At 72.3% G+C, this 12,093-nt stretch carries 16 protein-coding genes; 8 read left to right on the forward strand and 8 right to left on the reverse strand.

What is annotated here, in order from left to right:
• The 5 genes from AB0368_RS03120 to AB0368_RS03140 all read left to right on the forward strand — a co-directional run bounded on the left by AB0368_RS03120 (position 1) and on the right by AB0368_RS03140 (position 1,338).
• Positions 1-462 (forward strand): SRPBCC domain-containing protein, encoded by a 462-nt coding sequence (locus tag AB0368_RS03120; RefSeq protein WP_366152091.1) that lies wholly within the window; start codon positions 1-3, stop codon positions 460-462.
• 168 nt (positions 463-630) lie between these two features.
• On the forward strand, positions 631-771 hold the full coding sequence (locus AB0368_RS03125; protein WP_366152092.1) for a hypothetical protein: 141 nt from the start codon (positions 631-633) through the stop codon (positions 769-771).
• Positions 753-929, forward strand: a complete 177-nt coding sequence (locus AB0368_RS03130; protein WP_366152093.1) for a hypothetical protein — start codon at positions 753-755, stop codon at positions 927-929. Before AB0368_RS03125 ends, AB0368_RS03130 begins: the two co-directional genes overlap by 19 nt.
• A complete protein-coding gene (locus AB0368_RS03135) occupies positions 926-1,153 on the forward strand; it encodes a hypothetical protein (RefSeq protein WP_366152094.1) in 228 nt (75 codons plus the stop codon). The genes AB0368_RS03130 and AB0368_RS03135 overlap by 4 nt, the downstream gene beginning before the upstream one ends.
• Complete coding sequence (locus AB0368_RS03140) at positions 1,150-1,338, forward strand: hypothetical protein (protein ID WP_366152095.1); 189 nt, start codon at positions 1,150-1,152, stop codon at positions 1,336-1,338. Before AB0368_RS03135 ends, AB0368_RS03140 begins: the two co-directional genes overlap by 4 nt.
• Here the strand turns inward: AB0368_RS03140 and AB0368_RS03145 are convergent.
• Together AB0368_RS03145 and AB0368_RS03150 are read right to left on the reverse strand one after the other, a co-directional pair.
• Positions 1,316-3,802, reverse strand: a complete 2,487-nt coding sequence (locus AB0368_RS03145; protein WP_366152096.1) for a DUF3516 domain-containing protein — start codon at positions 3,800-3,802, stop codon at positions 1,316-1,318. The two genes, AB0368_RS03140 and AB0368_RS03145, sit on opposite strands and share 23 nt — an antisense overlap.
• 299 nt (positions 3,803-4,101) lie before the next feature.
• Positions 4,102-4,746, reverse strand: coding sequence for a nucleotidyl transferase AbiEii/AbiGii toxin family protein (locus tag AB0368_RS03150; protein WP_366152097.1), 645 nt, complete (start codon positions 4,744-4,746; stop codon positions 4,102-4,104).
• An 88-nt stretch (positions 4,747-4,834) separates the two neighbouring features.
• Between AB0368_RS03150 and AB0368_RS03155 the strand changes: the two genes are divergently transcribed.
• Positions 4,835-5,590: a DUF3152 domain-containing protein gene (locus AB0368_RS03155; RefSeq protein ID WP_366152098.1), complete on the forward strand. Its 756-nt coding sequence runs from the start codon at positions 4,835-4,837 to the stop codon at positions 5,588-5,590.
• A gap of 59 nt (positions 5,591-5,649) precedes the next feature.
• The gene (locus AB0368_RS03160; RefSeq protein ID WP_366152099.1) at positions 5,650-6,474 is read left to right on the forward strand and encodes a DUF6745 domain-containing protein; all 825 of its coding nucleotides are present in this window, start codon (positions 5,650-5,652) and stop codon (positions 6,472-6,474) included.
• Positions 6,475-6,515: 41 nt separating this feature from the next.
• Here AB0368_RS03160 and AB0368_RS03165 read toward each other — a convergent pair whose 3' ends face one another.
• Together AB0368_RS03165 and AB0368_RS03170 are read right to left on the reverse strand one after the other, a co-directional pair.
• A complete protein-coding gene (locus tag AB0368_RS03165) occupies positions 6,516-7,274 on the reverse strand; it encodes a DUF3152 domain-containing protein (RefSeq protein ID WP_366152100.1) in 759 nt (252 codons plus the stop codon).
• 79 nt (positions 7,275-7,353) lie between these two features.
• A complete protein-coding gene (locus AB0368_RS03170) occupies positions 7,354-8,319 on the reverse strand; it encodes an EamA family transporter (RefSeq protein WP_366152101.1) in 966 nt (321 codons plus the stop codon).
• An 83-nt stretch (positions 8,320-8,402) separates the two neighbouring features.
• On the opposite strand from AB0368_RS03170, the gene AB0368_RS03175 reads away from it, so the two are divergent.
• Positions 8,403-9,272 (forward strand): LysR substrate-binding domain-containing protein, encoded by an 870-nt coding sequence (locus AB0368_RS03175; protein WP_366152102.1) that lies wholly within the window; start codon positions 8,403-8,405, stop codon positions 9,270-9,272.
• Between the two features lie 6 nt (positions 9,273-9,278).
• On the opposite strand, the gene AB0368_RS03180 is transcribed toward AB0368_RS03175, so the two are convergent.
• From AB0368_RS03180 to AB0368_RS03195, 4 genes are all read right to left on the reverse strand, one after another.
• Positions 9,279-9,830 (reverse strand): MerR family transcriptional regulator, encoded by a 552-nt coding sequence (locus tag AB0368_RS03180; RefSeq protein WP_366152103.1) that lies wholly within the window; start codon positions 9,828-9,830, stop codon positions 9,279-9,281.
• Positions 9,831-10,031: 201 nt separating this feature from the next.
• On the reverse strand, positions 10,032-10,496 hold the full coding sequence (locus AB0368_RS03185) for a bifunctional nuclease family protein (RefSeq protein ID WP_360637853.1): 465 nt from the start codon (positions 10,494-10,496) through the stop codon (positions 10,032-10,034).
• Between the two features lie 306 nt (positions 10,497-10,802).
• Complete coding sequence (locus AB0368_RS03190) at positions 10,803-11,483, reverse strand: MerR family transcriptional regulator (protein WP_366152104.1); 681 nt, start codon at positions 11,481-11,483, stop codon at positions 10,803-10,805.
• Positions 11,484-11,542: 59 nt separating this feature from the next.
• Positions 11,543-11,995, reverse strand: coding sequence for an FHA domain-containing protein (locus tag AB0368_RS03195; RefSeq protein WP_067499957.1), 453 nt, complete (start codon positions 11,993-11,995; stop codon positions 11,543-11,545).
• Positions 11,996-12,093 lie beyond the last annotated feature (98 nt).

Raw genomic sequence — 12,093 nt, forward strand, 5'->3', positions numbered from 1 at the left:
ATGACGATCGAACGCCGACTGGCCCGCGCCGGATTCACTCTCACCCGCGACTACCCCGTTCCCGTCGAGCGCGTCTGGGAGGCGTTCGCCGAGGAGGATCAGAAGTTGGGCTGGTGGGGTGCCGGCGACGCCATCGAGCCCGGCGAGTGGGTGTTCGACTTCCGCGTCGGCGGACGCGACGTCGCCGAGGGGAAGTTTCACAACGGTCCGGTCTCGCGGTACGAGGCCACGTACACCGACATCGTCGAGCACGTCCGCATCGTCACGACGTACGACATGTGGCTCGACGGGGTCCACATGTCGACGTCGGTGGCGTCGCTCGAGTTCGAGCCGATCGAGGAGGGCGCCCGGTTCACGCACGTCGAGCACGGCGTCTTCTTCGACCAGTTCTGGGCCGACGGACCGAACCGCGAGGGGGGCAGCCGGGGCCTGCTCGAGGCTCTGGGCACCTACCTCGCGTGACGCACTCCCACCTCACGTAGCCCTCTTGATCGTTGTCCCTGGTGAGAGCGTCACGGCGGGGACGTCGACGGGGAGTGCGGATGACGGCGGGCGGCAGTGCACGGCCCGGCATCTCCACCGGCGGGCCCGTCACCTCGCCGCGCTACGAAGCCATCTTCCTGGCCCGCAGTGGCCGTGCTCTACGCCCCCGGGGTGGCCCTGGCCGGCGCGAGGACGGGAATGTGGGCGACCACGCTGATCATCGTGCTGCTCGGCAGCGTGCTGGTGTTCCTCATGCTGCGCACGCTGGGATGCGGAACCGGGGCCTGATCCTGCTGGCCGCCGGCTTCGGTGTCGGCATGGTCGTCAGGTACTCCCAGTTCCTCCTCTTCGCCGCCGCATTGGCCGCGACCGCAGCCGTCGCGGCGTGGCGTGGCGGCACCGTCGTGCCGGACGGCCGGAAACGGGAGCTTGGACGGTCGCCGTGACAGCGGCTGCGGCGGCCGTCGTGCAGGATGCCGGCGCGAAGCTGCTCGGCTGGCCGGGGGCCGTCGAATCCATACAGGACCTGCTGACCCAGCAGTTCCGTCAGCCCGACGTCCCCCACCCCGTCCTGCAGTGGCTGCGAGCCGACGCGCAGTTCTTGGCGGCCTGGTCCGACGCGCAACGGCGATCACCCCTGACGCTCGTAGTGTGGGGTGTCGCTCCGTGACCTTCACGATCCTCGCCGCCGCCCTGGCGGGCCTGGGGAATCAGATCGGTCATCCGAACCAGCTTCAGCGCGACCGGCTCCTCATCGCCGTCTGGTTGCTGGTGGTCTACGGGCTACCGCTGGCGGCAGGCCGGAACACCACCCGCGAGACGGCCGCGGAGGTCAGTGCGGTCCCACGGCGATGATGCGGATCGCCGCGGCGCCCGCCTCGTCGCTGGCCGCCAGGTCGATCTCGGCGTCGATGCCCCAGTCGTGGTCGCCCTCCGGGTCCTCGAAGACCTGGCGGACCTTCCAGACCGCCGGGCCCGCCTCGATCTGCAGCAACGCCGGGCCGCGCGCCGACGGGCCGGTGCCGACCACCGGGTATTCCGCGTAGTAGTCCTCCAGCGCCTCGATCCAGCGGTCCGTCGTCCAGCCGGACTCGGCGTCGAGCTCGCCCAGGTCCTCGGCGCGGCGCAGGGCGAAGAGTTCGACGCGGCGGAACAGGGCGTTGCGGACCAGGACGCGGAACGCCCGGGTGTTGCGGGTGACCGCCGGGGGCTTGTCGTCCAGCGGCGACGGCTCGGCGATCTCCGCTCCCGGGTTGCGCAGCCGCTCCCACTCGTCCAGCAGGCTCGAGTCGACCTGGCGGACCAGCTCACCCAGCCATTCGATGAGGTCCGTCAGTTCTTCGGTACGGGCGTCCTCCGGCACCGTCTGCCGCAGCGCCCGGAACGCGTCGGCGAGGTAGCGCAGGACCAGCCCCTCGGAGCGGGACAGGCCGTAGAAGGACACGTACTCGGTGAAGGTCATCGCGCGCTCGTACATGTCGCGGACGACGGCCTTGGGCTTGAGCTCGTGGTCCGCCACCCAGGGATGCCCGCGGCGGTAGGTCTCATACGCGGACTCGAGCAGGTCCACGAGCGGCTTCGGGTACGTGACCTCCTCGAGGAGTTCCATGCGCTGGTCGTACTCGATGCCCTCGGCCTTCATGGCGTTGACCGCCTCGCCCTTGGCCTTGAACCGCTGGGCCGAGAGCACCTGGCGGGGATCCTCCAGGGTGGCCTCGATGACCGACACGACGTCGAGCGGGTAGTCCGGCGACTCGCGGTCGAGCAGCTCGAGGCAGGCCAGGGCGAACGGTGACAGGGCCTGGTTGAGGGCGAAGTCCAGCTGCAGGTCGTCGACCAGGCGATAGGTGCCGTCGACCTTCTCGACGACGCCGCCTGCCAGCAGGGCGCGGGCGATCGCGATGGCCCGGCGGACGTGCCGGCGCTGCGCGGCGGGCTCCTCGTGGTTGTCGGTCAGCAGGTGCCGCATCGCCGCGAACGGGTCGCCGCCGCGGGCGAGCACGTTGAGCAGCATCGCGTGCGAGACCTGGAACGACGACGTCAGCGGCTCCGGGTCGGCGGCGACGAGGCGGTCGAAGGTGGGCTGGCCCCAGCCGATCGTGCCCTCCGGCGGCTTCTTGCGCACGACCTTGCGGCGCTTCTTCGGGTCGTCGCCGGCCTTGGCGAGCGAGCGCTCGTTGTCGATGACGTGCTCCGGTGCCTGCACGATGACCGTGCCGAGGGTGTCGAACCCGGCCCGGCCGGCCCGGCCCGCGATCTGGTGGAACTCGCGCGCCTTGAGCAGCCGCGTCTTCACCCCGTCGTACTTGGACAGGCCGGTGAACAGCACCGTGCGGATGGGCACGTTGATGCCGACGCCGAGGGTGTCCGTACCGCAGATGACCTTGAGCAGGCCCGCCTGCGCGAGGGTCTCCACCAGGCGGCGGTACTTGGGCAGCATGCCGGCGTGGTGCACGCCGATGCCGTGGCGCACCAGGCGCGTGAGCGTACGCCCGAAGCCCGCGGTGAACCGGAAGCCGCCCAGCGCCGCGGCGATCGCGTCCTTCTCGGCGCGGGTGCACATGTTGATGCTCATCAGGGACTGCGCGCGCTCCAGGGCGGCCGCCTGGGTGAAGTGCACGATGTACACCGGCGCCTGGTGGGTGGTCAGCAGTTCCTCGATGGTCTCGTGCAGCGGCGTCATCGCGTACGAGAAGAGCAGCGGGACCGGCCGCTCGGCGTTGGCGACCACGGCGGTCTCACGCCCGGTGCGCCGCGACAGGTCGTCGACGAACCGGGTGGTGTCGCCCAGCGTGGCCGACATCAGCAGGAACTGCGCCTGGGGCAGCTCGATGAGCGGCACCTGCCAGGCCCAGCCGCGGTCGGGTTCGGCGTAGAAGTGGAACTCGTCCATCACGACCTGGCCGACGTCGGCGTCGGCGCCCTCGCGCAGCGCCAGGTTGGCCAGGATCTCGGCGGTGCAGCAGATGATCGGGGCGTCGGCGTTCACGCTGGCGTCGCCGGTGAGCATGCCGACGTTGTGCGCGCCGAAGACCGCGCAGAGGGCGAAGAACTTCTCCGAGACCAGCGCCTTGATCGGGGCGGTGTAGAAGGTGGTGCGCTTCTGCGCCAGGGCCGCGAAGTGCGCGCCGGTCGCCACCAGGCTCTTGCCGGAGCCGGTCGGGGTGTTGAGGATGACGTTCGCCCCGGTGGCGATCTCGATGAGCGCCTCCTCCTGGTGGGGATAGAGCGTCAGGCCCTGCTCGGCGACCCAGGTCTGGAAGGCGTCGAAGACGGCGTCGGGTTCGGCGGTGCCGGGCAGGCGTTCGGTGAGATTCATGATGCGGCCAGTCTATGAGCAGCCCGTCCGCGGACAGCACCGTGGCCGGGCGCACACGCGCCCGGCCACGGAAGGGACCTTGCTGTGGAGTTGGGAGCGGTGACCTACGCGGCGAGCGCCGCGTAGATCGGGCCGGCGACGCTGCCCGCGAGGCCGATGACGGCGGCGAAGACGGCGATGGTGGAACCGATTCTCTGGCGCATTCCGGGAGCCTTCCTGGTCTGACTGGCCTCGCTGACAGCAAGATTCGGTGCGCGCGGTTGCCGGCCGGGACGCGTCCGGTTGCGAAACGGTTGCGCTCATCGCGGCCAGCCCGCCAGTCGCTCCCGCAGCCGGGCCACGTCGGCGGCGGAGAGCCCGTAGACGGCGAACCGGGCGTCGTCGAGGCGGTCCAGGTAGCGACCGGCGTCGGCGATGTCCTCGTTCTCCAGGGTGTCGTCCAGCGCGTGGGCGAGCTCCAGCACCCGGGCCAGCGGATAGCGTTCGAGCGCGGCCGCGACGTCGATGTAGTCGCGCACTTCCCGGCGGTTGACCAGGGCGGCGACCTTCGAGGCCACCAGGTCGTCGAGGTGCATGACCGGGCCGACGTCCATCACCACGGGCGCCCGGCGCCGGTCGAGGCGGGTGAGGGTGAGCCGCAGCGCCCGCCGCCCGTCGGCGACGTGATACTCCCGCAGGTCCTCGTCCATGCCCGCGAACATCTCGTCGCCGACCTCGCGGAACACCTGGTAGCCGGCGGCGGTGAGGGCACCGGTCACCCCCGCGGCGGCGGCCTCGACGGCGCCGGCGGTGTCGGTGAACAGGTCGATGTCCTCGGTGGGACGCCGGACCAGGCCGTTGACCAGCCAGGCGACGCCGCCGCCGAGCACGAAGCCGTGCTTCTCCCCCGCCGTCAGGGCGATGGTGGCGACGTCGCGGTAGAAGTCGTCGAGGTTCGCAGTCACGGGCAGACCGTAGCGGTCACCTCCGACAGAATCGCCCGGCTCAGCTGATCGGCGGGGGCGCCGATGGTCGGATATGGGGCGGATCCGGGTGGCTGCGGCGCTGCTGGGCGTGGTTGTGCCCGCGGTCGCCGCGTGCAGCCCGCTGCCCGCTGTGACTCCGGAACCAGCGGCCGCACCCGCCCCACTGGCCACCTCGTCAACGGCCCACGCCGCCCGCGCCGAGAAGGTCACCTACCCCGCCCGGGGAGGCGCGGAGTGGCGGACGGCCCCGGCGTCGTCGCGTACCGGCGGGAAGGGCGGCAGGGTGCTGCGCTACCGCGTACGGGTCGAACGGGACATCAAGGGGCTGGCTCTGCAGGGCTTCGCCGATGCGGTGACGGCCACGCTCGACGATCCGCGCAGCTGGACGGCCGGGGGCACGCTGCGGCTGCGGCGCTCGGGTCCCGGTCAGCCGTACGACTTCACGATCTACCTCGCCACGCCGCGGACCCGGGACGTGCTGTGCGGCAGTTCGCGGGATGCGTACACCTCGTGCCGCAATGAGGACAAGGTGGTGCTCAACGTCGCCCGCTGGGTCAAGGGCGTCCCCGGCTACGGCGCACCCTTGAGCGTGTATCGGCAGTACATGGTCAACCACGAGGTCGGGCATCGCCTGGGCAACGGCCACGAACGCTGTCCCGGCCAGGGCCGCCCGGCGCCGATCATGCAGCAGCAGACCTTGGGGCTGCACGGTTGCAAGGCCAACCCCTGGCCGTACCGCGACGGTCAGCGCTACACCGGCCCGGCCGGGGTCTACGACGAGCGGGAACCCGCTCCGGAAACCGGGTTGCCGCCGCGGGGATGATCCGCGATGGTGGTGCGCATGATGACCGCTGACCGAAAGGGCGTGCGCGCCCTCACGCGTTGACCGCCACCGTGCGGCGCAGAGGCGCCGCCACAGTTCTCGATCATTGGCACCGGGCCGACGAAGGGCGCCGGGAATGGCTCGGCGTGGGACTCGCCACCGGGCCCGCCGACCGGGAGACCGCCGAACGGATCCTGACCCGCTTCTATCTGCGGCAGGGCCGCGAGCGGCCCCGCTTCACCTGGGTGACCTCCCCCGCCGCCGCGCTGCCGCACACCGCCGGCATCCCGGGCCACGACGACCTGCACGCATGGCTGTGGCCGGACCAGCCGGCCGGCAGGCCGCCGATCGCCGTCGACCTCGCCGCGACCTGGGCCCGCCTGCGCGCCGCCCTCGACGAGGCGGCCGTCCATCCCGATCTTGAACCGGTACGGAAGGTCCGCAAGGGCGACAAGCCGTGGCCGGTGCTGCCGCCCGTACCGGCCATCGAGGCCGGGGTGCCGCTGCGTGTGGTGCTGGGGCAGAGCGTCCGGGACGCGCTGCGCTCGGCGCTGATGCACGGCGTCGCGCTGCCGGTCCGGGCCGCGCTCGGGCCGCCGGCCACGCTGCCGATCTGCTGGTACGGCCAGCAGGACGCGCCCTGGATCGCCCACCACGACGTCATGCACCGGCTCGGCCTGTCCCAGCCGGCGCCCCGCGACGCAGCCCACCTGGAGGAGTGGGCCGCCCTCGCCCGCGCCACCGGCTGGTGGTGGCCCGGCGAGGAGGTCTGCGTCCTGGTCGAACGGCCGGCCCGAATCGGCCCGGTCACGCTCCCGGACGACCCGCTCACCACCCCCGTACGCGCCACCGTCGAGTACCGCGACGGCAGCCTGTTCCGGTAACCGCCCCGCGGCCGGGCGCCACCGCCGGTGGTGCCCGGCCCTCATCCCCGAGAGCCCCGGTCCCGCGGCGGCATCCGGTCGTCGTAGACGCCGGACGAGCCGGTGTAGCGCTGACCGTCGCGGTACGGCCAGGGGTTGGCCTTGCAACCGTGCAGCCCCAAGGTCTGCTGCTGCATGATCGGCGCCGGGCGGCCTTGGCCGGGACAGCGTTCGTGGCCGTTGCCCAGGCGATGCCCGACCTCGTGGTTGACCATGTACTGCCGATACACGCTCAAGGGTGCGCCGTAGCCAGGGACGCCCTTGACCCAGCGGGCGACGTTGAGCACCACCTTGTCCCCGTTTCGGCAGGAGGTGTAGCCGTCCGGGACGTCCTGGCACAGGTCGTCGCGCGTACCCGGGGTCACCAGGTAGATCGTGAAGTCGTACGGCTGGCGGCCCTCGACGCGCCGGAACGAGCGCTCGCCGCCGGCGGTCCACCCGCGCGGATCGGCCAGGGTGGCCTGGACGGTGCCGGCGAACGTACCCGGGCTGATGCCGGTGATGTCCTTCTCGACCAGCACCCGGTAGCGCAGCATCGTGCCCGGGGCGTCCGATGCCCGCTCTGCCGTGGCGGCGGCGAACTTGCCGTCGCCGGCCTCGGGGTAGGTGACCACGGGAGCCTTGGATGCGGGCGCGGCCGGTGTGCCGGACGAGTGCCGGGGCGGCGGCGGTGGCGGCTCGCTGCCGGAGGCGACCGCTCCGCAACCGGAGAGCAGGACGGCGGTGAGGACGGCCGGGACGGCGAGACCGCGGACGGGCATGGCATCTCTCCTTCGCACCGGGGGCGGTGTGTGCAGAGAGAGACTGGTGAGGGCCCCGAATAGTTGATCTCGTTCGGCGTCAACCTTTTCCGAGGTTCGCTCGTCCTGGCGCAGCGCCGGCCTGGCACGGCGCCTTCTCATCGCCGTCCAGCGCCGCCGGTCTCTCGGCCGCCGGGCTGACAGCCGCCGGGCTCGCGGCCGCCGGGGTCGGGCGGCGGCCGCCGGTGCGTTCTGCGCCGACGCCGGCGGCGACCACGAAGGCGATGCCCGCCACCGGCACCCAGCCGGGCCGCTGCCCCAGCACGAGCAGGCCGATGACCAGGGCGAAGCCCGGCTCGAGGCTCATCAGCGTCCCGAAAGCCGCGGTGGTGAGCCGGCGCAGCGCCAGGAACTCCAGCGCGAACGGTACGACCGGCAGCACCACCGCCAGCCCCAGGCCGGCCAGCAGCAGCTGCCAGGTCAGCACGGGCAGCACCGACGGCCCGGCGACGACGGTGGCCACCACGCCCGCCACGGGCATCGACACCGCCAGGCCATGGAAGCCCGAGACGCCGTCCCCGACCCGCTGGGTGAGCACGATGTACGCCGCCCAGCACACCGCAGCACCCAGCGCGAACCCGACGCCGGCGAGGTCGATGCCGCCGTGCCACGGCTCGGTGAGCAGCACGACGCCCACCCCGGCGAGCGCCGGCCACAGCAACGTCCCGCGGCGGCCGCGAACCACGGCCACCCCGAGCGGCCCGAGGAACTCCAGAGCGCTGGCGGTGCCGAGCGGCAGCCGCGCCACGGCGGCCATGAACAGCATCGTGACGCTCGCGGTCACCACACCCAGCGCGATGCAGGCCGGGAGGGCACCGCGGGAGAACGCGCCCCGGCGGGGACGGACCAGCACCAGCAGGATCACGCCCGCCCAGGCCAGGCGCAGCCAGGCGGTGCCGACGGCCCCGAGCTGGTCGATCAGGCCGACCGACGCCGCGAGCCCCAGCTGCACGAGGAGCATCGAGGCGAGGGCCATGGCGGTCCCGGTACGGGCTTCGGAGCGCATGGGCACCAGTACACGCCGCATGACCGTACGCGTCCACGTGATAATCCTGGACCAACCGTTCGCCGATGCCGGACGATGGCGGGATGGAGACCCGCCGTCTGCGCCTGCTGCTGGAACTGTCCCGGCTCGGCTCGATGCGGGAGGTCGCCGATGTGCTGCACCTCACCACGTCCACCGTCTCGCAGCAGCTCGCCGTCCTGGCCCGCGAGGCCGGCACGGCACTCGTCGAACCGGACGGCCGCCGGGTGCGGCTCACCCCGGCCGGGCGGCGGCTCGCCGACCACGCGGTGACCATCCTCGCCGCGGTCGACGAGGCACGGCTCGACCTGGCACCGGACGCCGAGCCGTCCGGAGACGTGCGGGTGGCGGGCTTCGCCACGGGGGTACGCCGCTCGCTGCTGCCGGTCGCCGCCAGGCTGGCGGAGGCGCATCCACGGGTACGGCTGAGCATCCGTGAGCACGAGCCCGCCGAGGCGTTCGCCATGCTCGCCGCCGATGCCGTCGATCTGGCGCTGACGTACGACTACAACCTCGCCCCGGCGGCGCCGGACCCGGCCCGGGAGGTGTTCCCGCTGTGGCGCACACCGTGGGCTCTCGCGGTCGCCTCGGAGGCGCCGGGCAGTGGCTTCGCCGACTTCGCGGGCGGTGACTGGATCGTCAACTCGCGCAACACCGCGGACGAGGACGTCGTGCGTACCGTTGCCGCCTTGGCGGGCTGCACGCCCCGGATCGCGCATCGGGCCGACAGTCTGGATCTCGTGGAGGACCTGATCGTGGCCGGGATGGGGGTCGCTCTGCTCCCCGACCGGCGGCCGGCGGCGGGGGTGCGGCTGCTGCCGTTGATCGGTACGCCGGTGTGGCTGCGCAGCTATGCCGTGGTGCGACGCGGCCGGGCTACTTGGCCGCCCCTGGCGCTGGTGCTGCGGCTGTTGCAGGAGACGGCGCAGCCCTGAACCCGGTCAGCCGGCACGGCGCCGGGCCCGGCGGGCGGCGAGCTCGTCGCCCGCGGCGGGCTGGGCCGGGGTGCCGACCGGCTGCGCCGCCGCGGCCGGCTCGGCGGGCAGGTGCGACAGCGAGCCCTGGATCTCCTTGAAGGCGCCGCCGATGGCGATGCCGAAGACGCCCTGGCCGCCCTGGAGCAGATCGACGACCTCCTCCGGCGACCGGCACTCGTAGACGGTGGTGCCGTCCGAGATCAGCGTGATGCCGGCGAGGTCGTCAACCCCGCGCGAGCGCAGCGTCTCGATCGCCTTGCGGATGTTCTGCAACGAGACTCCGGCGTCCAGCAGGCGCTTGACCACCTTGAGGACGACCAGGTCCCGGAACGAGTAGAGCCGCTGGGTCCCCGACCCGGACGCGTCCCGGATGCTGGGCACGACGAGGGTGGTACGGGCCCAGTAGTCGAGCTGGCGGTAGCTGATGCCGACCGCCTGGCACGCGGTGACCCCGCGATACCCGACCTCGTCGTCCTCGCCGACGAGAGGACCCTCCTGAGGATCTGAGTCGTGCACGCGACTACCTCCCCGCTGCGCGGTGCCGCTTCACCTGGACTTCACGAGCCTATAACTCAGCGTGCCGGGAAACAGGGAGGTAATGACGCGACACGCCGCGTATGGACGACCGGACATGTGGTGACCGTCAATGCATTATTCACGAAAGGGCAGTTCAGGGCGCATTTCCACGCTCATCCGGCACGATCGTGCCGGGCCGGGTCAGCCGGCGAAGTCCTCCGGGCGGACCTGGTCGAGGAACTCGCGGAACTTCTCCACCTCGTCCTCCTGCTCGTCCGGGATGACGATCCCCGCCTCGGTCAGCACCTGGTCCGCACAGCGGATCGGGGCGCCCACACGCAGCGCCAGCGCGATCGAGTCGCTCGGGCGGGCCGACACTCGCAGGTCGTCGCCGATCAGCAGGTCGGCGTAGAAGACGTTCTCCTTGAGCTCCGTGATCTCGACGGCCTTCAGCGGCGCCTGGAGCGCGGCGAGGACGTCACGGAGCAGGTCGTGGGTCAGCGGCCGTGCCGGTTTGACGCCCTGCTGCTCGTACGCGATGGCGGTCGCCTCCACCGCGCCGATCCAGATCGGCAGGTAACGATCCCCGTCGACCTCCCTGAGCAGGACGATCGGCTGGTTGCTGGGCAGCTCTACCCGAACCCCGACCACGCTCAGCTCGCGCACCGCCCGCCTCCGTGTCGCACGTCGTCGCCGCCCCGCCGGCCCCCCGAGTGAAACGGTGACCGCCAGGCTGTTTCCCGCCCTATCCTGCACGGTACACGGGCGCCCCGCGACGAGCGCCACACGAGGTCCGTGTCCGATCCCACTGCGGTTACCCCGCGGGGTGGCGCCGAATCGCCCTTCGGCCGCTGGTCATCGCCTGTTCCCGCGCGGCGGCCCGATGATCTCCGCGACCGGTCCGCCGCGTTCGTCGTGACGTTGTTCAGCGCTCGGCGTAATGCTCCCCGTCGCCAGGGAAACCGGCGTCGCTCAGCGACCCAATGTGTCGCGGAGGCCCGCCCGCACCAGGGCCGCATGCAGCCGCTGGGACAGCGCCTGCAGCTCGCGGGCAGTCTCCGCCGCCCGGGCCCGCGCCGCCGGGTCCTGCTGGCGGACCAGCGGCGCCAGGAGCTGGGTGAACAGCCCGACCTCGCGGTCCGCGCCGGTGCGGAACGCCCGGAGGTGCCGGGCCTCGAGGCCGTGGCGGGTCAGGCCCACCACCGCCTCCACGATCACCAGCGCGTCGTTGTCGTACCAGCCCGGGGGCCGGGACGTGACAACGCCGATCTGTTCGAGCTCCGTCAGGAGCTGCTCGGCGATGCCGGTGCGCTCGATCAGGTCGGCTCGCGCCACCCGGGTGTCCGCGGCGTCCGCGGCCACCTCCGTCTCCGAGCCGACCGCCACCAGCGACGGGCGCTGGCGGCTGAGCGGGTCGTCGCCCCGCTCGAGGGCCTCGAGCTGCTCGCGGATCACGCGCAGCGGGAGGTACTGGTCCCGCTGCGCGGTCAGCACGAACCGCAGCCGGGCCACGTCGTTCCACGAGTACTTGCGGTAGCCGGAGGCGGTGCGCTGCGGGTCGACCAGCCCCTCCGCCTCCAGGAACCGGAGCTTGGAGATCGTCGTGTCCGGGAACTCCGTGCGCAGCTGGGCCAGCACCTCCCCGATGCTCATCAGCGCGACGTCACGACCCGGGCGCGCGCCCGGGTCGTGTGCGGCCGCCCCCGCCGGGTTCACGCCCCGCCGCCCTCGCCCTCCGGCCGCGGACCGGCGATGAAGACCAGGCGGAACTTGCCGATCTGGACCTCGTCGCCGTTGCTGAGCGTCGCGGACTCGACGCGCTCGCGGTTCACGTACGTGCCGTTGAGGGAGCCGACGTCGCGGACCGTGAAGGTGCCGCCGTCGCGGTGGAACTCGGCGTGCCGGCGCGAGACCGTCACGTCGTCGAGGAAGATGTCACTGTCGGGGTGCCGCCCGCTCGTGGTCACGTCGTGGTCCAGCAGGAAGCGCGCGCCCGCGTTCGGGCCCCGGCGCACCACCAGCAGGGCCATACCGGGCGGCAGCGAACCGGACATCCGGCTCGGCACCACGTCGGTCTCAGGTCCCTCGAGCACCTCGTCGAGCGCTCCGAGGTTCAGCGTGGACGTGACGTCGAGCGGGGGGAACTCGTCGTCTGGGCGCGTCATGGACCACCTCACGGATCTGTTTCGGTCGCCGCCCGACGACGAAGGGTGAGCGAGCCGGACGTGAGGTCCGGTGCGCAGCGCCCCCGCCGCCGCTGCCC

Origin of the sequence: Actinoplanes sp. NPDC051475 (genome assembly GCF_040689425.1) — a bacterium.
GTDB lineage: Bacteria > Actinomycetota > Actinomycetes > Mycobacteriales > Micromonosporaceae > Actinoplanes.